Source organism: Sphingobium lactosutens (assembly GCF_013393185.1).
GTDB classification, from domain to species: Bacteria; Pseudomonadota; Alphaproteobacteria; order Sphingomonadales; family Sphingomonadaceae; genus Sphingobium; species Sphingobium lactosutens_A.
Window position 1 is genome coordinate 58,736 of record NZ_QJQX01000022.1, and the last position, 20,680, is coordinate 79,415.

Below are 20,680 nucleotides of genomic sequence, written 5' to 3' on the forward strand. Positions count from 1 at the left end.
GCGCCATGACGGCTCCCTCCCTCTCCTATTGGCTGGCCACCGCCCCCCCTTTCGCCGGCGGGGCGCAGGGCGGCGTCGAAGGCAAGGTGGACGTCGCCATCATCGGCGGCGGCTTCACCGGCCTGTCGGCGGCGCTCGCGCTGGCGAAGCAAGGCGCCAGCGTCGTGCTGCTGGAGAAGGGACGGGTGGCCGGAGAGGCTTCGGGACGCAACGGGGGTCAGTGCAACAATGGCACGGCCCACGACTATGGCGCGCTGTCCGCGCGTTTCGGCAAGGATGTCGCCAAGGCCTATTATCGCGCCCATTGCGACGCGGTGGATCTGGTCGAGCGGATCGCGGCGGACGAAGGCATTGATTGCGCCTTTCGTCGCTGCGGCCGGGTGAAGCTGGCGGCGAAACCGGCGCATTATGACAAGCTGGTCCGCGCCCACGATCTGCTGGCGGCGGAGGTAGACGAGAATGTCCGGCTGGTGCCGCCCGAGCGTATCCGGGAGGAAGTGGGATCGGACGCCTTTCATGGCGCGCTCATCCAGACAACCAGCGCACAATTGCATCCGGCGCGCTTCGGCGTGGGGCTGGCCGAAGCGGCGGCGCGGGCGGGCGCGCGAATATTCGAAAATGCCGAAGTCACGGGCATGGATCGTCTGGCCGGCGGCGGCTGGAAGGTGACGACGCCCAAAGGATCGGTCATGGCTTCACAACTGCTGGTCGCGACCGGCGGCGCGCCGCCGGCGGCGCCGTTCGGCTTCTTCCGGCGGCGGATCGTGTCGGTCGGCAGCTTCATCATCGCCACCGACCCGCTGGACGATGCGCTGATCGCGCAATTGCTGCCGAACCGGCGCAATTATGTGACCAGCAAGAATATCGGCAATTATTTCCGCCTGGCGCCGGACAATCGCCTGATCTTCGGCGGGCGGGCACGCTTTGCGATCAGCGATCCGCGGTCGGACCTGAAGAGCGGGCGCATACTGGAAGAGGTAATGGGCGACATCTTCCCGGCGCTGAAGGGCGTGGGCGTCAGTCATGTCTGGGGCGGGATGGTCGACCTGACCGCCGACCGCCTGCCCCGCGCGGGCGAGCAGGACGGGATGTATTATTCGATGGGCTATAGCGGCCATGGCGTGCAGATGGCGACCTATATGGGACAGGCGATGGCGCGGGTCATGGGCGGCGATACAAGCCCCAATCCCTGGGCCGGGCTGGACTGGCCCAGCGTGCCCGGTCATTTCGGCAAGCCCTGGTTCCTGCCAATGGTAGGCCTGTGGTATAAATGGCAGGATCTGATCCATTGATGGACGATATTTCTGCCCTTTCGCGGCGCGGGCTGATCGGTGCGGGGCTTAGCGCAGGTCTGGGCCTTGGGGCCGGGCTGCTGCTGCCTGACAGTGCTCTGGCCGCCAGCAAGCCCCGTCGCGGCGGACGCATCCGCGTCGCTAGCCTGTCCAGTTCGACCGCCGACACGCTCGATCCGGCCAAGGGCGCGCTGTCGACCGACTATGTGCGCCATTATATGCTCTATAACGGGCTGACCGAGATGGGCGGCGACCTGATCGCCCGCCCTGCCCTGGCCGAAAGGATCGTCAGCAACGACCAGACGGTCTGGCACATCAGGCTGCGCAGGGGCGTGACCTTCCATGACGGCGCAAGCCTGACGAGCGAGGACGTCGTCTGGTCGCTGCTGCGGCATAAAGACCCTGCGGTGGGATCGAAGCTTGCCACCATCGCCGAGCAGTTCGCTGAGGTCAGGGCGGCAGGCAAGCAGGACGTCGTCATCCGCCTGACCGGTCCCAATGCCGACCTGCCCGCTATTCTCGCCCAGTCCCATTTCCTGATCCTGCGCGCGGGCACGAAGGATTTCCGCACCGCCAACGGCACCGGTCCCTATATGGTCAGCCAGTTCCGGCCGGGCGTACGGACGCTGGTGCGGCGTAATCCGAATTACTGGAAAACGGGCAAGGCCTGGCTGGACGAGATCGAACTGATCGGCATTCCCGACGAGGTGAGCCGGGTCAATGCGCTGCTGTCAGGTGACGTACAGCTGGTGATCGCGGTCAATCCGCGATCGACCAGGCGGATCATGGCGTCGCGCGGCCATGCGCTGCTGGAAACGCAATCGGGCCTCTACACCAACCTCATCATGCGGCAGGATCAGTTGCCGACCGGCAACGCCCATTTCGTCGCGGCGATGAAATATCTGTTCGACCGGCCGCTGATCAAGCGGGCGCTCTATCGCGGTTATGCGACGATCGCCAACGACCAGCCGATCCCGCCCTTCCACCCCTATTATCGCAAGGATCTGCCGCAGACGGCGCTGGATCTGGACAAGGCGCGCTGGCATCTGCAACGCGCGGGCCTGTCCGGCGTCCGGCTGCCGATCTATGCGTCTCCGGCGGCGGACGGATCGGTCGACATGGCGTCGATCCTGCAGGAATATGGGTCGCGCGTCGGCCTGAACCTGGCAGTCAACCGGGTGCCGGCGGACGGTTACTGGTCGACCCACTGGATGAAGCATCCGCTCGGCTTCGGCAACACCAACCCGCGCCCGACCGCCGACCTGTTGTTCAGCCTCTTCTACAAGTCCGATGCGGCCTGGAACGAGAGCGGATGGAAGAATCCGCGCTTCGACCGGTTGCTGCTGGAGGCGCGCGGCGAGGCCGATCAGGCGCGGCGCAAGCAGCTTTATGGCGAAATGCAGGGGCTGGTCCATGATCGTTGCGGGGTCGGCATCCCAGTCTTCATCAGCCTGATCGACGGCTATGACCGACGGCTAAAGGGGCTGCGGCCGGTGTCGCTGGGCGGCCTGATGGGCTATCAATTCGCCGAACATGTATGGTGGGAAGGCTGATGGCGGGCGCTTCGACTTCCAGCGGCGCAAAGGCCGCACTCGTCCTGATCGGCCAGCGCCTTGCTTCGTCGCTGCTGACGCTGTTGCTGGTGTCGGTGACAATCTTCGTCATCGCGCAACTGCTTCCGGGCGACGCCGCGCAGGAAGCGCTGGGCCAGAGCGCGACGGCGGAGCAGGTCGCAGCGCTGCGGCACGAGATGGGCCTCGATCAGCCTGCGCCGGTCCGCTACATCAGCTGGCTGACGGGGATGGTGAGCGGCGATCCGGGCCAGTCGCTGGTCGCCGGCATGCCGGTGTCCGAAGTCATTTCCAGCCGCCTGCCCAACAGCCTGCTGCTCGCCGCATTGACGGCGCTGGTCGCGGTGCCGGTGGCGCTGGCGATCGGCATCGGATCGGCGATGAACCGGGGCGGACGGCTTGATCGCGCGCTCAACATCAGCACTTTGTCGATGGTGGCGGTACCTGAATTTCTGGTCGCGACGATCGCCGTGCTGATCTTCTCGGTCAAGCTGCGCTGGCTGCCCTCGATCGCGCTTGCGTCCGACGAGATGAGCTGGGGCGACTATCTGCGCGGCGCGGCCATGCCGATCCTGTGCCTCAGCATCGTCGTCATCGCCCAGATGGCACGGATGACGCGGGCGGCGGTGATCGACCAGATGGACCGACCTTATGTCGAGATGGCGCTGCTGAAGGGCGTCGCACCGGTGCAGATCGTCCTGAAGCACATCATGCCCAATGCGATCGCGCCGATCGTCAACGCCATGGCGCTGAGCCTGTCCTACCTGCTGGGCGGGGCGGTGATCGTGGAAACCATCTTCAACTATCCGGGGCTTGCCAGCCTGATGGTCAATGCCGTCACCAGCCGCGACATGCCGCTGCTCCAGGCCTGCGCGATGATCTTCTGCGCCGCCTATCTGATCCTGATGCTGATCGCGGACGTGACCGCGATCCTCGCCAACCCAAGGCTGCGCGCGCAATGATGGCACGGTCGATCAAGGGGGCGATTGCCCTGCCGCTGTCGGGCAAGATCGGCCTGACGCTGGTCCTCTTCTGGATCCTGGCCGCGCTGATCGGGCCGATGCTGGCACCCTATCCGGTCGGCGCCTTCGTTGCCTTTGACGTGTTCGACGGTTCGTCGGGCGCCCATTGGCTGGGCAGCGACTATCTGGGCCGCGACGTGCTGAGCCGATTGCTGTGGGGCGCGCGCTATACGGTGGCGCTGGCCGCCGCCGCCGCCTTGCTGGCGAGCACGACCGGCACGGCGCTGGCGCTGACCGCCGCGGTGGGCGGGCCGAAGGTCGACGAACCGCTGTCGCGCTTCATGGACATGCTGATCTCCATCCCGTCCAAGATCTTTTCGCTGGTGCTGGTGGCGGCGTTCGGATCGTCGCTGCCGCTGCTGCTGCTGATCGCGGCGATCACCTATGTGCCGGGCAATTACCGCATCGCCCGCGCGCTGGCGGTGAACCTCGCGCAAATGGACTATGTGCAGGTTGCGAAGGCGCGGGGCGAGGGACGGTTCCATATCGCCATCGCCGAAGTGCTGCCCAACATGATCCATCCGCTGCTTGCCGATTTCGGGCTGCGCTTCGTTTTTATCGTTCTGCTGCTGTCGGGCCTCTCCTTTCTGGGCCTTGGCGTGCAGCCGCCAGACGCGGACCTCGGATCGCTGGTGCGCGAGAATATTTCGGGGCTGGGCGAAGGGGCGCTCGCCATCCTGGCGCCGGCCGTTGCGATCGCAACGCTGACGGTGGGGGTTAATTTGCTGATCGACGCCCTGCCGGGCAGGGGGAAGCGCAAATGAGTGACGCCTTCCATGTCGAGGTGAAAGACCTGTGCGTCACCGCGCGCAATGCCAAGGGCGAGACTTTCCCGATCGTCAGCGGCATCGATTTCGCGCTGAAGCGCGGCGAGGTGCTGGCGCTGATCGGGGAATCGGGGTCGGGCAAGACCACCATTGCCCTCACCCTGCTGGGCCATGCCCGGCCGGGCGCGACGATCGCGGGCGGCTCGATCCGCGTGGGCGATGTCGACATTTGCGCGCTCGATGCCAAGAGCTTGGCGCAGCTGCGCGGCAACCGCATCGCCTATATCGCGCAGAGCGCCGCGTCCGCCTTCAACCCGTCGCGCACGATCATGGATCAGGTGGTCGAGCCGGCGCTGATCCACGACCTGATGCCGCGCGACAAGGCGGAGGCCAAGGCCGTCGAGCTGTTCAGCGCGCTCGCCCTGCCCTTCCCCGACACAATCGGATCGCGCTATCCGCACCAGCTATCCGGCGGGCAGTTGCAGCGGCTGATGGCGGCGATGGCGCTGATTACCGATCCCGAACTCGTCATATTGGACGAGCCGACCACGGCGCTGGACGTGACGACGCAGATCGAGGTGCTGCGCGCGTTCAAAGCGGTGGTGCTGGAGCGCGGGGCGACCGCCGTCTATGTGTCGCACGACCTGGCGGTGGTGGCGCAGATGGCGGACAAGATCGTCGTGCTCAATCAGGGGCGCATCCGCGAGGCTGGCGCCGCCGATCAGGTGCTGCACCGGCCGGCGGACGACTATACCAAGACGCTGATGGCGGCGGCGCGCCCCGCGATCCGGCCGACGCCGAAGCAGGCCGATTTGCCGACCGCGCCGCTGCTGGAAATACGCGGCGTCACGGCGGGCTATGGCAAGATTGGCAAGGATGGCCGGCCGCGCGTGCCGGTGCTGCGCGACATCAACCTGACGATCGAGCGCGGCGCGACCTTGGGCGTAATCGGCGAATCCGGGTCGGGCAAGTCGACCATCGCCCGCGTCATTGCCGGGCTGCTGCCGCCGGCGAGCGGGCAGGTTTTGCTGGACGGCGAGCCGTTGCCGCCGGGGCTGGCGGGTCGGAGCCGCGAACAGTTCCGCCGGGTGCAGCTGGTGTTCCAGAATGCCGACACGGCCCTCAATCCGGCGCATAGCGTGGGGCAGATACTGGAAAGGCCGCTGGCTTTCTATCACGGGCTGAAGGGCAATGCCGCGCATATGCGGGTGCTGGAACTGCTGGACCTCATCCGCCTGCCGGTGAACCTGATCGACCGCAATATCGGCGGGCTTTCTGGCGGGCAGAAGCAACGCGTCAATCTGGCCCGCGCGCTGGCCGCCGATCCGCAACTGATCCTGTGCGACGAGGTGACGTCGGCGCTCGACACGGTGGTCGGCGCGGCGATCCTGGACCTGATGGCGGATTTGCGGCGCGATCTGGGGATCGCGACCATGTTCATCAGCCATGACATTTCGACCGTGCGGGCGATCTGCGACGATATCCTGGTCCTCTATTCGGGGACGATGGTCGAAATGGGACCGCGCACCGCTTTCCAGAGCGCGCCCTTCCATCCTTATACCGACCTGCTGATCGGGTCGGTGCCGGAAATGCGCGCGGGCTGGCTGGAGGAAAGCCATGCCGGGCGCAAGCCGCCGCCGGTCGGCGCGGCCGGCGACCATCCCGACCTCTGCCGCTTCCTGCCCCGCTGCGCCGCGCGCGTGGATGGTCTCTGCAACATCACCCCGCCGCCCCGCCATCCGCTGGAAAAGGGCAGCCGCATATTGTGCCACCATGGAGACGAAAGCTTGATCGCGTCATGAGCCGGTTCGTTCGACTGGGCGAAACCGACCGCCCTGCTCTCACCCTGCATGTCGATGGCCACGCCGTCGCGGCGCTGGAGGGCGATACGCTGATGGTCGCGCTGCTCGCCACCGGCGGCACGCTGCGCCAGAGCGAATTCGGGCCGGAAAAGCGCGCGGGCTTCTGCCTGATGGGCGCATGCCAGGATTGCTGGGTCTGGACCGAGAATGGCGATCGCCTGCGCGCCTGCTCCACGCTTGCCGCACCGGGCCAGCGCATCCTCACCAGCCAGCCGGAGGCGTCATGGCCGAGCCACGGATAATCATCGTTGGCGCTGGCCCGGCCGGCACGCGCGCGGCGCAAGCCTGCGTCGCGGCGGGCATCCGCCCAATCGTCATCGACGAAGGGCGGCGCGACGGCGGGCAGATCTACCGCCGCCAGCCGGAGCATTTCACCCGGCCGTATGAGAAGCTCTACGGCACCGAGGCGAACCTGGCGCAGGCGGTGCATGGCGCGTTCGACGCGATCCGCGACCGGATCGACTATCGGCCCGAAACGCTGGTCTGGAACATCGCCGATCGGCATGTCTGGACGGCGAACCAGACAATCCAGGCGGCGTTGCCGTTCGACGCGCTTCTGCTCTGCACCGGGGCGACCGACCGGCTGATGCCGGTCAAGGGCTGGAACTATGCCGGCGCCTATAGTCTGGGCGGGTCGCAGGTAGCGCTCAAGAGCCAGGCGGTGTCGATCGGGCATCGCGTGGTGTTCATGGGATCGGGGCCGTTGCTCTATCTGGTCGCCAGCCAATATGTGGAGGCGGGCGCGCAGGTGGCCGCGGTGCTGGATACGTCGCCCTTCTCGGCCCGGGTAAAGGCGATGCCGGATTTGATGGCGGTGCCTTCGGTGCTGTGGAACGGCGTTAAGCTGACGCGGGTGCTGAAGCGCGCCGGTGTGGTCGTCCAGCATGGCGTGACGCCGCTGGAGATTGTCGGCGATGCCGATACGGGCGTCAGCGGCATCCGCTATCGCGATGGCGGCGGCAAGGAACAGCGGATCGCCTGCGATGCGGTGGCGATGGGTTATCATCTGCGGCCCGAAACGCAGCTGGCCGATCTGGCGCGCTGTGCCTTCGCCTTCGATCCGCTCACCCGGCAATGGCTGCCCGAGCGCGATGGCGACGGGCGGGCGAGCGTCGAGGGCGTCTATCTGGCGGGCGACGGCGCAAAGATATTGGGCGCGCGGTCGGCTGAAGCGAGCGGGAAGCTTGCGGCGCTGGCGGCTTTGGGCGATCTGGGCCTGCCGGTGGACAAGGGCGAGATGACGAGCCTGCGCGCCGATGTTGCCACCTATGCCAGGTTTGCGCGCGGGCTGGCCAGGGCGTTTCCCTGGCCTGCGGCGCAGGCCGCCGCTTTGCCCGATGAGGCGGTCCTTTGCCGCTGCGAGGGCGTGACGGCGGGCGATCTGCGCGCGGTGATGCGTGAGACAGGCGCAAAGGAAGCGAACCGGGCCAAAGCGTTCAGCCGGGTCGGCATGGGCCGCTGTCAGGGCCGCTATTGCGGCCTGGCCGCCGCCGAGCTGATCGCAGCCGAGGCCGGCATTCCGGTCGAGCAGGTCGGCCGCCTGCGCGGGCAGGCTCCGGTCAAGCCACTGACGATCGCGATCGGAGACGAAGAATGAGCGGGGCGAGCGACGTCATGATCGTGGGTGGCGGGCTGATGGGGTCTTCCGCCGCTTTGTTCCTGCGCGGGCACGGCATTTCGGTCACGCTGCTGGAAACCGACCTGATCGGGCGGCAGGCGAGCGGCACCAATTTCGGCAATGTCCGGCGGCAGGGGCGCGCGATCCACCAATTGCCGCTCGCCAACCGCGCCATCGCCATCTGGCGCAAGTCGCGCGAACTGTTGGGCGCGGATATCGAATATCTCCAGTCGGGGCATATCCGCGTCTGCTATCGCGAGCGGCCCGAACTGGTCGGCGCGATGGAGGAATATGCGGACAAGGCGCGGCTGGAGGGGCTGGACCTCGAACTGCTGAGCGGCAATGCGCTGCGCGACAAATTCCCCTTCTTCGGGCCGGATGTGTTGGCGGGTTCCTATTCGGCGACGGATGGCCATGCCAATCCGCGCCTCGCCGCCCCCGCCTTCGCCCGTGCGGCGCAGAAGCTGGGTGCGGTGGTGCATGAGAATACGAAGATTATCGACGCGCAGAAAGTCGGCGAGGATTTCATCGTCACGGCGGCCGACGGGCGGACCTTCCGCGCGCCGATACTGCTGGTGACGGCGGGCGCCTGGGGCAATGCGCTGTCGTCGCAGTTCGGCGAGCCGGTGCCGATCGTGCCGCGCGGGCCGAACATGAGCGTGACAGAGCCGGTGCCCTATGCGATTCCCCCCGCCGTCGGCGTGATGACGCCGATCGAGGAAGAGACGGTCTATTTCCGGCAGGTCGCGCGCGGCAACATCGTGCTGGGCGGCAGCACGCGCGGACCATCCTATCCCGACGACTATCGCGCCTATGTGCTGCCTCAGAACACGCTGAGCCAGCTGAAACAGATACGCCGGCTGGCGCCGCAACTGGGCAAGCTCAACATCATCCGCGTCTGGTCCGGCATCGAAGGCTATATGCCCGACAGCCAGCCGGTCATGGGGCCGAGCGCAACGACCAGCGGCCTTTACTACGCCTTCGGCTTTTCGGGGTCGGGGTTTCAGATCGGGCCGGGCGTGGGCGAGACGATGGCCGAGGTCATCGCCAAGGGCGCGACGGATATTCCGATGGAGCCGTACCGGATCGCGAGGTTTGCGGCGCAGGGTTGAAACAGAATGGGCGGCTCCAACGAGCCGCCCATTCTGTTTCAGAATTCGATCAGCGCAGTCTTGGTCTTGAGATTGGCCATATAGGCTTCGCGGCCCAGATCCTTGCCGATGCCCGATTGCTTGTAGCCGCCGGTGGGCAGGATGAAGTCGTTGCTGCGGCCATAGCGGTTGACCCAGACGGTGCCGGCCTCGAGCGAGCGCGTCGCCCGGAGCGCTCTTGCCACGTCGCCGGTGTGGACGCCGGCGGCGAGGCCATAGTCGCTGTCATTGGCAAGGGCATAGGCCTCCTCCTCATCGGCGAAGGTCTGGACGGTGAGGACCGGGCCGAAGATTTCACCCTGCACGGCCTCGCTGCGCTGATCGACATTGGCGAGCAGGGTTGGCGCGAAATAGCTGCCCTCCTGCGGCGCAGTCGCGCGGCCCCCGCCGGCCAGTATTTCCGCCCCGTCGACCACCGCCCGCTTGACGATGCCGTCCATCCGGTCGAGCTGGCCTTCGGAAATGATCGGCCCCAGCGTCGTGTCGGTGCGCCAGGTCGGGCCGGCGCGGTGCGCGGCGAAGGCGGCGAGGATTCGGTCGATCACCTGATCGGCAACCTTGTCCTGCACCAGCAGGCGCGATCCGGCGACGCACACCTGTCCGGCGTTGAGCGTGATGGCGCGTGCGACGATCGCCGCCGCCTTGTCGATGCCGGCGTCGGCGAAGACGATCTGCGGGCTTTTGCCGCCCAGTTCCAGCGTCACCGGCTTGGGTCCGGTCTGCGCGCAGGCGGTCATGATCGCCGCGCCGGTGGCGGTCGATCCGGTGAAAGTGACCTTCGCGACTTCGGGACGGCGCACCAGCGGATCGCCGACCGATCGGCCGTCGCCCTGGACGATGTTGAACACGCCCGCGGGCAACCCCGCCTCGATCGCCAGTTCGGCGAGACGCACGATGCTGAAGGGCGTCATTTCCGAGGGTTTCAGGACCACCGAATTGCCCGCCGCGATGGCCGGGGCGATCTTCCACCCGGCCATGACCAGCGGCAGGTTCCACGGCGCGATCGCGGCGACGACGCCATAGGGTTCGGCGATGGTGAGGCCCAGCTTGTCGGGCGTGGTCGCCGCGACCTCGCCGCCAACCTTGTCCGCCCATTCGGCGAAGAAGCGGATCGTTTCTGCGGTGTAGCTCAGATCCCAGCCGTTGATCTCGTTGATCGTGCGGGTCGATCCCAACGCTTCGAGCGGGGCGAGCGTCGCGCCGTCGGCGTCGATCAGGTCGGCCCAGCGGCGCAAAACCTTCATCCGACCGCGCGGGTCGGTCTGCGCCCAGCCGCCGCTCTTATAAGCAGACTGTGCGTTTTCGACGGCCTGCGCGAGCTGATCCGCGTCGACGCTGTCGAGGTCCGCCTGCACCCGGCCGTCCGATGGGCGGCGCACGGTGATCGCCGGCCCGCGCCCTTCGACCCGGCGCCCGCCGATGAAATTATTGGCCCTGGGCAGGCTGATCTGATCGGGGTCGAAACCGGTCACGGCATATATCTCCTTGTGCGGACTTCCGGGCAGGATAAGGGTGCGCGGCGGCATTTGTTGCAGTTGCAAAGGAAAACCCGCGCGATAATCTTCCAAAAATATTGCGAAGGCAGCAGCCAATGCTTGGCGCGGCCTCCTAATGTCCGGCCACTGATTCCGATCAACCCCGGCGGGCGTCCCCCCTAACCCCGCCAAGGAGCAAGAGGCATGGCGACAGGCATAGAGGCGATGGTGGAGTTGCGGCGCATGACCGCAGAGGATCTCACCGCCGCCCACGGGCTTTCAAGCGAGCAGAAATGGCCCCATCGTATCGAGGATTGGGAAATGCTCCTGAGCCTTGGTTTCGGCTATGTGGCAACGCGCGACGATGAGGTTATGGGCACGGCCATGGCCTGGCTCTATGGCGAGGATGCCGCGACGCTGGGCATGGTGATCGTGTCGCCCCGCGCGCAGGGCATGGGCATCGGCCGACGGCTGATGGACGCCGTGTTGGCCGACCTGGGCGACCGCACCGTGCTGCTCAATGCGACCGACGAAGGCGCCCCGCTCTATCGCAAGATGGGGTTTGAACCGGTCGGACCCGTATTCCAGCATCAGGGCGCTGCCTTCTCGGTGCCAATGGCGGAACTGATCCCCGATGAACGGGTGCGGCCGCTGGGCGCGAAGGACATGGCCACGCTGCACGGTCTGGCGAAGCGGGCGACCGGCATGGATCGCGCCGCGCTGCTCGACGCGCTGGTGCCCGGCGCGCAGGGCGTGGTGCTGACGCGCAGCAACGAGCCGGTCGGCTTCGCCCTATTCCGTCGGTTCGGGCGCGGCTATGTCGTCGGGCCGACAGTCGCGCCGGATACGGGCGGGGCGAAAGCCCTGATTTCCCACTGGCTGGGGTCCAATGCAGGCATGTTCTGCCGGCTCGACATACCGGAGGAAAGCGGACTTGGCGCCTGGCTCGACGATCTGGGCCTGCCCTGCGTCGGCCGGGTGATGCGCATGGTGCGCGGCCCCTTGCCCAAGGCCGACCCGGCCATCACGATCTTCTCCCTCACGACGCAGGCGCTCGGATGACCCTTTCGCTCAACAATCCCGCCCTCTTCATCGAACAGGCGTTCATCGGCGGCCAATGGGCCGGCGCAGCGTCGGGCAAGACCGTGCCGGTCGACAATCCGGCGACCGGGGCAATCATCGGCAGCGTGCCCGATTGCGGCGAGGCCGAGACGCAGGCCGCCATCGCGGCAGCCGAGGCCGCCTGGCCGGCCTGGCGCGCGAAGACTGCCGGCGAGCGCGCGGCACTGTTGGAGCGCTGGCACGCGCTGGTGCTGGAAAATCTGACCGACCTTGGCCGGATCATGACCGCCGAGCAGGGCAAGCCGATCGCCGAGGCCGAGGGCGAGATCCGCTATGCGGCGAGCTTCATCAAATGGTTTGCCGAGGAAGCGCGGCGGATCGACGGTGGCATGGTTCCCGCGCCAGAGGCCAATCGCCGCATCCTCATCATGAAGGAGCCGGTCGGGGTGTCGGCGGCGATCACGCCGTGGAATTTCCCGGCGGCGATGATCACGCGCAAATGCGCGCCGGCGCTGGCCGCCGGTTGCCCGGTGGTGGTGAAGCCGTCCGAACTGACGCCGTTCAGCGCGCTGGCGTTGGCCAAGCTTGCGGAAGACGCGGGCCTTCCGGCCGGGGTGTTCAACATCGTGACCGGGATGCCGACCGCGATCGGCGGAACGCTGACCGCCAGTCCGGTGGTGCGGAAACTGTCCTTCACCGGATCGACCCGCGTCGGTGCGCTGCTGATGCGGCAGTGCGCCGACACCATCAAGCGGGTCAGCTTCGAGCTGGGCGGCAATGCGCCGCTGATCGTATTCGACGACGCCGATCTGGATATCGCCGTCGCCAGCGCGATGGTCAGCAAGTTCCGCAATGCGGGCCAGACCTGCGTCTGCGCCAACCGCATATTGGTGCAGGATGGCGTCTATGACGCCTTTGCCGAGAAGCTGGCCAAGGCCGTGTCCGCGCTGAAGGTCGCGCCGGGCGATCAGGCGGGCAGCACGATCGGACCGCTGATCAACGCCGCCGCCGCCGACAAGGTGAAGGCGCATATCGACGATGCGCTGGCCCATGGCGCGAAAATCTTCGCGCAGGCGCCCGACGGCGCGACTGGCGAGCGGTTCGCGACGCCGGTGGTGCTGACCGGCGCGACGCGCGCCATGCGGCTGGCCGAGGAAGAGACGTTCGGCCCGGTCGCGCCGCTGTTCCGCTTCACCCATGAGGAGGAAGGGATCGAGCTGGCCAATGCGACCAGCTATGGCCTGGCCAGCTATTTCTACACCGAGAATCTCCATCGCGCCTTTCGCGTGGCGGAGCGGCTGGAGGCGGGCATGGTCGCGCTCAACAGCGGATTGGTCGCGATGGAGGTCGCGCCCTTCGGCGGGGTCAAGATGTCGGGCCTGGGCCGCGAGGGCGCCCATGCGGGACTTGAGGAATATCTGGAAACCAAGGCGTTCCATATTGCGGGGCTGAAGCTTTAAGCCCCGCACTTTTCTTCAGAAACAACAGCCCTTTGACTGGCCCAGGGCGAACGGAGTGATTATGTCCGCCACCAACCGCAACTATTCCATCTCCGTCATCCCCGGTGACGGCATCGGCAAGGAAGTCATGCCGGAGGGCATTCGCGTGCTGGAGCGCGCGGCGAGCCTGTACGGCTTTTCGATCGAGCAGACTTGGCAGGATTTCGCCTGCTGCGACTATTATGCCCAGCATGGCCAGATGATGCCGGACGACTGGAAGGAACGGATCGGCAATCCCGACGCGATCTTCTTCGGAGCGGTGGGCTGGCCCGATACCGTGCCCGACCATATTTCGCTGTGGGGGTCGCTGCTCCAGTTCCGGCGGGAATATGACCAATATGTCAATCTGCGCCCGGTTCGGCTGATGCCGGGCGTGCCCTGCCCGCTGGCCGGGCGCGAGCCGGGCGACATCGATTTCTGGGTGGTCCGCGAGAATACCGAGGGCGAATATAGCTCGGTCGGCGGCAAGATGTTCCCCGGCACGCCGCGCGAGGTGGTGATCCAGGAAACGGTGATGACCCGTCACGGCACCGACCGCGTGCTGCGCTATGCGTTCGAGCTGGCGGCGACGCGGGAGCGCAAGCATGTGACGTCGGCCACCAAGTCCAACGGCATCGCCATCACCATGCCCTGGTGGGACGAGCGGGTGGAGGAGATGGCGAAAAACTATCCGACCGTCACCCATGACAAATATCATATCGACATATTGACCGCGCAGTTCGTGCTGAACCCCGATCGCTTCGACGTCGTGGTGGCGTCGAACCTGTTCGGCGACATCTTGTCCGACCTGGGTCCGGCCTGCACCGGAACGATCGGCGTCGCGCCGTCGGGCAATATCAATCCGGACCGCACCGCGCCTTCGCTGTTCGAGCCGGTGCATGGCTCCGCGCCCGATATTGCCGGCAAGGGCATCGCCAATCCGGTCGGCCAGATCTGGTCGGCGGCGATGATGCTGGAACATCTGGGCGAGGCGGACGCCGCCGCCGCGATCATGCGCGCGGTCGAGACGGTGCTGGCGAAACCGGGCCTGCGCACCGGCGACCTCAAGGGCAAGGCGAACACGCAGGAATGCGGCAAGGCGATCGCCGAGGCGCTAGGCTGATAGGAAAAACGCCGCTTAGCTTCGCACATTTCCCGCCGATTTCGACATTTTATTGCAGCCGCCTGATCCTATCGGAAAGCCGCGTCGGGAAAATATGAGGGCGTGCCAGACCTGCCGCAGCAGGAACGGTACGCCCTTTTCATTGTATGAGTTCATAGCATATCAAGGGGCCTGTAGGACAGCAGCAGATTATGCCGCGTCGCTTCGCGATTAAGGGCGGGGATGGCCGCCATCCGCGCAATATCGGGCTTTCGCTCTGCGGCATGCGGCTAGGCTGATGCCATGACCACAACAGCGAGCCCCCCTGATGACGCTGCATAGCAACCGGTCCCTGCTGGACATCGACCGCGACCACCTGATCCATCCCGTCACCTCCTTCCGCGGCCATGAGGCGCATGGCGCGCTGCTGCTGGAAAGCGGCAAGGGCATGTGGCTGAAGGACATGGAGGGCAAGGAACTGCTCGACGCCTTTGCCGGCCTGTGGTGCGTCAATGTCGGCTATGGCCAGGACAGCATCGCCGAGGTGGCGGCCGAACAGATGCGCCGCCTGCCCTATGCGACCGGCTATTTCCATTTCGGCAGCGAGCCGGCGGTGAAGCTGGCGCAACGTCTGGTCGACCTCAGCCCCGAGGGACTCGACCATGTCTATTTCACGCTGGGCGGGTCGGACGCGGTGGACAGCGCGATCCGCTACATCACCCATTATTACAACGCGATCGGCAAGCCGACGAAGAAACAGTGCATCGCACTAGAACGCGGCTATCATGGATCGAGCAGCACCGGCGCGGGCCTGACGGCGCTCGCCAATTTCCATCGCGGTTTCGACCTGCCGCTGCGGTGGCAGCATCATATCGCGTCGCCCTATCCTTATCGCAGCGATCTGGAGGGCGACGACGCGGCGATCATCGCGCGGTCGGTGCAGGAACTGAAGGACAAGGTCGCGCAGCTGGGCGCGGACAATGTCGCCGCTTTCTTCTGCGAGCCGATCCAGGGTTCGGGCGGCGTCATCGTGCCGCCGGTCGGCTGGCTGAAGGCGATGCGCGAGGCCTGTACCGAGCTGGACATATTGTTCGTGACCGATGAGGTCATCACGGCATTCGGTCGCACAGGTCCGATGTTCGCCTGCGAGGCGGAGGGCGTGTCCCCCGACCTGATGACCGTCGCCAAAGGACTGACCGCCGGCTATGTGCCGATGGGCGCGGTGCTGATGTCGGACAAGGTATATCAGGGCATCGCCAATGGCGCGGCGGCCGATGTCGTGATCGGCCATGGCGCGACCTACTCCGGGCATCCGGTCAGCGCGGCGGTGGGCCTTGAGGTGCTGCGCCTCTACACCGAAGGCGGCATATTGGCGAACGGGCAGAAAGTCGCCACCCGCTTCGACGCGGGCATGGCGGGCATTGCCGATCATCCGATGGTGGGCGACACGCGGGGACGCGGGTTGCTGGGCGCGATCGAGCTGGTCGCGGACAAGGGCAGCAAGGCGCGCTTCGATCCCGGCCTGAAACTGGCCGACCGACTGTTCGCCAAGGGATATGAGAATGGCGTGATCTTCCGTGCCTTCGCCGACAATATCATCGGGCTTGCGCCGGCGCTCTGCGCGTCCGATGAAGAAATGGACATGATCTTCGCCCGCATCCGCAAAACGCTCGACGACCTGCTCGAAGAAGCAGATATTCGCGCGGCGGTGGGATAAGAAACGAAGGGGGAGCAGGCATATGTTGGGCGGACCAAGACTGGACAGGATCGACCTCAAGATCCTCACGCAGCTTCAGCAATCGGGCCGCATCACCAATGTCGAGCTGGCCGACGCGGTGGGCCTGTCCCCCAGTCCCTGCCTGACCCGCGTGAAGCGGCTGGAGAAGGCGGGCTACATCACCGGCTATGGCGCGCATATCAACCTGCACAAGCTGGGCGAATATCTGACCGTCTTTACCGAGGTGACGCTGACCGAGCATCGCGCCGGCGACTTTTCCCGGTTCGAGACGCGCATCCGCAAGCTGGACGAGATCGTCGAATGCCATCTGGTCAGCGGCGGATATGACTATCTGCTGAAATTCGTGACCCGCGGCGTGGCGCATTATCAGTCGATCATCGAGGGGATGCTGGAGAGCGACTACGGCATCGAGAAATATTTCAGCTATGTCGTGATCAAGTCGCCCTTCATCAAGCATCATTACCCGATCCAGCATCTGTTCGGCGAACAGAGATAGGGCGTTTTGTTGAGAACCGCACCGGCCTTCAAACGAGTCACGCGCCTCGTTTGAAGGCCGGTGCGGCAAAATGTGCGTTTCAGCACATTTTCAGATAAGGCTTTCCCATGACCGACATTGCCGACCTGATCGAACCGCTCGTCGCCTTCCGCCGCGACATTCATGCGCATCCCGAGCTTGGCTTCTGCGAGCATCGCACCGCCGGGCGGATTGCCGAACAGCTCCGCGCGCTGGGGCTGGAGGTACATGAGGGGATCGGAAAAACCGGCGTGGTGGGCATGCTGCGCAACGGGACGTCTTCGCGCAGCATCGGCCTTCGCGCCGACATGGACGCGCTGCCGATCCATGAGCAGACCAACCTGCCCTATGCCAGCAAGACGCCAGGCACCTTCCATGGCTGCGGCCATGACGGGCATGTCGCCATGCTGCTGGGCGCGGCGCAGCATCTGACGCGGAGCCGCAATTTCGACGGCACGGTCCATTTCTTCTTCCAGCCCGCCGAGGAAGGTCAGGGCGGCGCGCGGGAAATGGTGAACGAAGGGCTGTTCGACCGCTTCCCGTGCGACCGGGTGTTCGGGCTGCACAACTGGCCCGACCTGCCCGCCGGCACGATCGCGACGCGGCCCGGCCCGATCATGGGCGCAGCCGACAAGTTCGAGATCCGGCTGGAAGGGCGCGGCGGCCATGCCGCGATCCCGCAGGATACGCCCGACGCCATTCTTGCCGCCGCCGCTCTGGTGCAGCAGCTGAACGCCATCGTGTCGCGCCGGATCGCGCCGACCGCGTCGGCGGTGCTGTCGATCACCCAGATCCATGGCGGGCATACGCATAATGTGATCCCCGAAGCGGTGACGGTTTCGGGAACGGTGCGCACCTTCGACCCCAAGGTGCAGGATCGGATCGAAGAGTCGATCCGGCAGGTCGCGGCAGGGGTCGCTCTGGGCGGCGAACTCACCGCGACGGTCGATTATCAGCGCTATTATCCCGCGACGATCAACGATGCGGAGGCTGCGCAGGAAGCGCTGGCAGCGGCGGCAACGGTCGGCACGGCGCAATTGGCGCCCGATCCGGCCTTCACGTCGGAGGATTTCGCCTTCATGCTGCAAGCCTGCAAGGGCGCCTATATCTGGCTGGGACAGGCGAAGCCCGAAGGATCGACGCCGCTGCACAACCCGCATTACGACTTCAACGACGATGTGCTGGAGCTGGGCGTGCGGCTGCATGTCGCTCTGGTGGAGCAGCATCTAGGCAAATAGAGCGATTTCCAGGCGATCGGCATCGATTGCCGGTTAAGAAATCGCGGCAAGACAAAAACTGGAACGGTTGATCTGATGTAATCAGATTAACCGTTCCGGGTGCCCAAGCGCTGAACCATCGGACATATCCCCCTGCGCACTGGCCGGGCCGGTGCGGCCATATCATGCTTCCCCAGGTCCGACGCCTGTGCGCGTCCTGATTGCGGTGGCGATGAGTCATGAACATCCTTGGCACGAACAAGAATGACACGCTCTACGGCTCGACTCTTACGGACGTGATCCGGGGCTATGCCGGCAATGATACGCTTTCGGGCGATGCCGGCGACGACCAGATATTGGGCGAGGATGGCGACGACAAGCTGTATGGCCAGGCCGGCGACGATTTCCTGAAAGGCGCGGCGGGCGCCGACCTGCTGGACGGCGGCGACGGCAATGACGGGCTGGATGGCGGCCCCGGCAATGATGTGCTGCGCGGCGGATCGGGGAACGACACGCTGGAGGCGAAGGATGGCAACGACACCCTCGACGGCGGTTGGGGCCATGACATGATGCTAGGCGGCACGGGCGAAGACATCATCCAGGGCGGCGGCGGGCGGGACTATATCGATGCCGGACCGGGCAACGACCGCATCTATGCCGGCGACGATGATGACGGCTTCATCAACGAGATCAATCCCGCGACCGGCCTGCTGACCACCGAAGCGGTGTCGGGCGGCGACGGCGACGATATCATCTATGGCGAGGGTGGCGATGACGCGCTGAAGGGCGAGGCGGGCGACGACCGTATCGACGGGGGCGACGGCAATGACCGGGTCGATGGCGGCGACGGCGACAATTATCTCGACGGCGGTGCGGGCGACGACATCATTTCGGCCGAATGGGGCGACGACCAGATGCTGGGCAAGGCCGGCGACGATCTGATCGAAGGCGGCGATGGCGATGACTGGATCGACGGCGGCGGCGATGATGACAGGCTGATCGGCGAAGGCGGCAATGACCTGTTGCTGGGCGGGAGCGGGCAGGACCGCCTGCTCGGCGGGGATGGCAACGACCAGATTTACGGCGGTGACGGCAGCGACCAACTATTTGGCGACGCGGGCGATGATGTGCTTCTTGGCGAACTGGGCGCTGATCGGCTGTGGGGCGGGTTGGGCGCGGACCGGTTCGTGTTCAAGGGCGCTGGCGCGCTGGATGGCGGCGACCGGATCGACGATTTTCAGGATGGCGTGGACAAGATCGTGCTGGAAAAGCTGGGCGTGACCCAGTTCAGCAGTTCGGGCCTGCCCGGCACGGTGTTCGCGCAGGACCAGCCCGACGGCGATGTCGCGCTGTGGGTGACGACCAGCAGCGGCGCGCGCTTCGGCATCGAGATTGGCGATCCGTCGGCGACGCTGACGGCGGCGAATTTCTCCGCCGCCGATTTTCTGTTCGTCTGATCAGAACCAGAATCTTATACCCATGACCAGGCTGGTGGCCGATGCCCCCTCCCCTTCGGCGCGGGCGTAGCGGGCGGTGTCGCCGAAGCTGCGTTCCCAGTTGACACCGATATAAGGCGCGAACTCGCGAGCGAATTCGTAACGCAGGCGCAGGCCAAGCTCGATGGTCGAGAGACCCGACCCGATGCCCAGTTCCGGCACGCCCTGCGCGGCAATATTCACTTCGGCGGCGGGTTGCAGGACCAGCCGCTGGGTGATGCGCTGGTCATAGCTGCCCTCGACGCGCAGATGGGCATCACCCTTGTCGGAGAGGAAAGCCTGCGCCTCCAGCTCGAACCAGTAGGGGGCAAGCCCTTCGATGCCGACCGTCGCATAGGTGCGCTGGGGTTGGGAGCGGAAATCCTGGCGGACGCCGGCAACGACATTCCACCAGGGATCGATGGCGCGGCTGTACAGCGCCTGAAGTTCGGCGCTTTCGAGGCGGCCGCCGACAGCGCCCTCCCCTTCCGACTTGATGGCGAGGCGGTTGATGTCGCCGCCGATCCAGCCTTCGCCTTCCCAATGATAACCGTCGCTGCCCTTTTGCGCGCGATATTCGGCGCGGTCGATCATCAACTGGGAGAAGGTCATGCCGCCGCTTTCCTTGCGCATCGCCGCGCGGGCGCGAGCCATGACGTCGGGAGCGTAAAAGGCTTCGGCGGCATGGTCGGTCGGGACCGGCGGGGCGGTGCCTTGCGGGATGCTATCGTCGGTTGCGGGCGCGCCGTGACCGGCATGGGGATTGGCAGGCTGATCCTGCGCGGGCGCTTCTTCCGCTTGCGGCATCTGATGGGCGCCATGGTCCATCTGGCCATGATCCATCGTCTGCGCGAGGGCGGGCGCTGCGATCCCGGCGAGCAGCAGCGCGGCGGCGGTCAGGCGGATCATGCCGCGCCTCCTTCATGACGGACGGTCACGACGCGCATCATCCCCGTGTGCATGTGCATCAGCATATGGCAGTGGAACGCCCAGTCGCCGATCGCGTCGGCCGTGAGATCGAAGCTGACCTTGCCGCCGGGCAGGACGTTCACCGTATGCTTGCGCGGATTGTGGGTCGCATCCTCGCCGGTAACGAGCTGAAAGAAATGGCCGTGGATATGGATGGGGTGCGGCATCATCGTGTCGTTGATGAGGTTCACCCGCACCCGCTCCATATGGCGGAAGGGGATGGGATCGGCCCCGTCCGACAGCTTCACTCCGTCGAAGGACCACATATAGCGTTCAATGTTTGCGATAGACCGCCCGAAGAGTGCGGCGAAATATTTTATATAGCTTTTTCAAAATTTTATATGGCCTGACAATTGATGACATTGGG

The 20,680-nt window shown here is 65.7% G+C and carries 17 protein-coding genes and 1 pseudogene; 15 read left to right on the plus strand and 3 right to left on the minus strand.

Annotation, left to right across the window (positions count from 1 at the left end):
- The first annotated feature begins 5 nt into the window (after positions 1–5).
- The 8 genes from DM806_RS02245 to DM806_RS02280 are packed head-to-tail and all read left to right on the plus strand — an operon-like array spanning position 6 to position 9,244.
- A complete protein-coding gene (locus DM806_RS02245; protein WP_179041642.1) occupies positions 6–1,292 on the plus strand; it encodes an NAD(P)/FAD-dependent oxidoreductase in 1,287 nt (428 codons plus the stop codon).
- Entirely contained in the window at positions 1,292–2,845 is a 1,554-nt protein-coding gene (locus DM806_RS02250) for an ABC transporter substrate-binding protein (protein ID WP_179041643.1), read from the plus strand. The genes DM806_RS02245 and DM806_RS02250 overlap by 1 nt, the downstream gene beginning before the upstream one ends.
- On the plus strand, positions 2,845–3,825 hold the full coding sequence (locus tag DM806_RS02255; protein WP_179041644.1) for an ABC transporter permease: 981 nt from the start codon (positions 2,845–2,847) through the stop codon (positions 3,823–3,825). The genes DM806_RS02250 and DM806_RS02255 overlap by 1 nt, the downstream gene beginning before the upstream one ends.
- Positions 3,822–4,649: an ABC transporter permease gene (locus DM806_RS02260; protein WP_179041645.1), complete on the plus strand. Its 828-nt coding sequence runs from the start codon at positions 3,822–3,824 to the stop codon at positions 4,647–4,649. The genes DM806_RS02255 and DM806_RS02260 overlap by 4 nt, the downstream gene beginning before the upstream one ends.
- Positions 4,646–6,454 carry an ABC transporter ATP-binding protein gene (locus DM806_RS02265; RefSeq protein WP_179041646.1) on the plus strand — a complete coding sequence of 603 codons (1,809 nt, stop codon included), beginning with the start codon at positions 4,646–4,648 and terminating at the stop codon, positions 6,452–6,454. The genes DM806_RS02260 and DM806_RS02265 overlap by 4 nt, the downstream gene beginning before the upstream one ends.
- On the plus strand, positions 6,451–6,756 hold the full coding sequence (locus DM806_RS02270) for a (2Fe-2S)-binding protein (RefSeq protein ID WP_179041647.1): 306 nt from the start codon (positions 6,451–6,453) through the stop codon (positions 6,754–6,756). Before DM806_RS02265 ends, DM806_RS02270 begins: the two co-directional genes overlap by 4 nt.
- Entirely contained in the window at positions 6,738–8,111 is a 1,374-nt protein-coding gene (locus DM806_RS02275) for an FAD/NAD(P)-dependent oxidoreductase (protein ID WP_179041648.1), read from the plus strand. Before DM806_RS02270 ends, DM806_RS02275 begins: the two co-directional genes overlap by 19 nt.
- Positions 8,108–9,244, plus strand: a complete 1,137-nt coding sequence (locus DM806_RS02280) for an NAD(P)/FAD-dependent oxidoreductase (RefSeq protein WP_179041649.1) — start codon at positions 8,108–8,110, stop codon at positions 9,242–9,244. The genes DM806_RS02275 and DM806_RS02280 overlap by 4 nt, the downstream gene beginning before the upstream one ends.
- Before the next feature lie 38 nt (positions 9,245–9,282).
- Here DM806_RS02280 and DM806_RS02285 read toward each other — a convergent pair whose 3' ends face one another.
- On the minus strand, positions 9,283–10,755 hold the full coding sequence (locus tag DM806_RS02285) for an aldehyde dehydrogenase family protein (RefSeq protein WP_179041650.1): 1,473 nt from the start codon (positions 10,753–10,755) through the stop codon (positions 9,283–9,285).
- Positions 10,756–10,962: 207 nt separating this feature from the next.
- Here DM806_RS02285 and DM806_RS02290 point away from each other — a divergent pair, with 207 nt between their 5' ends.
- The 7 genes from DM806_RS02290 to DM806_RS02320 all read left to right on the plus strand — a co-directional run bounded on the left by DM806_RS02290 (position 10,963) and on the right by DM806_RS02320 (position 19,326).
- Positions 10,963–11,820 (plus strand): GNAT family N-acetyltransferase, encoded by an 858-nt coding sequence (locus tag DM806_RS02290; RefSeq protein ID WP_179041651.1) that lies wholly within the window; start codon positions 10,963–10,965, stop codon positions 11,818–11,820.
- Positions 11,817–13,280, plus strand: coding sequence for an NAD-dependent succinate-semialdehyde dehydrogenase (locus DM806_RS02295; protein ID WP_179041652.1), 1,464 nt, complete (start codon positions 11,817–11,819; stop codon positions 13,278–13,280). Before DM806_RS02290 ends, DM806_RS02295 begins: the two co-directional genes overlap by 4 nt.
- Positions 13,281–13,341: 61 nt before the next feature.
- Positions 13,342–14,421: a tartrate dehydrogenase gene (locus DM806_RS02300; RefSeq protein ID WP_179041653.1), complete on the plus strand. Its 1,080-nt coding sequence runs from the start codon at positions 13,342–13,344 to the stop codon at positions 14,419–14,421.
- A gap of 307 nt (positions 14,422–14,728) precedes the next feature.
- Complete coding sequence (locus DM806_RS02305) at positions 14,729–16,117, plus strand: aspartate aminotransferase family protein (RefSeq protein WP_179041654.1); 1,389 nt, start codon at positions 14,729–14,731, stop codon at positions 16,115–16,117.
- Between the two features lie 22 nt (positions 16,118–16,139).
- A complete protein-coding gene (locus DM806_RS02310) occupies positions 16,140–16,634 on the plus strand; it encodes an Lrp/AsnC family transcriptional regulator (RefSeq protein ID WP_066855158.1) in 495 nt (164 codons plus the stop codon).
- Positions 16,635–16,741: 107 nt separating this feature from the next.
- On the plus strand, positions 16,742–17,890 hold the full coding sequence (locus DM806_RS02315; RefSeq protein ID WP_179041655.1) for a M20 aminoacylase family protein: 1,149 nt from the start codon (positions 16,742–16,744) through the stop codon (positions 17,888–17,890).
- A gap of 218 nt (positions 17,891–18,108) precedes the next feature.
- Positions 18,109–19,326 (plus strand): calcium-binding protein, encoded by a 1,218-nt coding sequence (locus DM806_RS02320; protein WP_179041656.1) that lies wholly within the window; start codon positions 18,109–18,111, stop codon positions 19,324–19,326.
- Here the strand turns inward: DM806_RS02320 and DM806_RS02325 are convergent, their stop codons facing one another.
- Together DM806_RS02325 and DM806_RS02330 are read right to left on the minus strand one after the other, a co-directional pair.
- On the minus strand, positions 19,327–20,253 hold the full coding sequence (locus tag DM806_RS02325; protein WP_179041657.1) for a copper resistance protein B: 927 nt from the start codon (positions 20,251–20,253) through the stop codon (positions 19,327–19,329). It abuts the gene before it with no gap.
- Positions 20,250–20,597, minus strand: a pseudogene (locus DM806_RS02330) (multicopper oxidase domain-containing protein); the annotation flags it as partial. The gene DM806_RS02325 and the pseudogene DM806_RS02330, both read right to left, overlap by 4 nt.
- Positions 20,598–20,680: the final 83 nt, after the last annotated feature.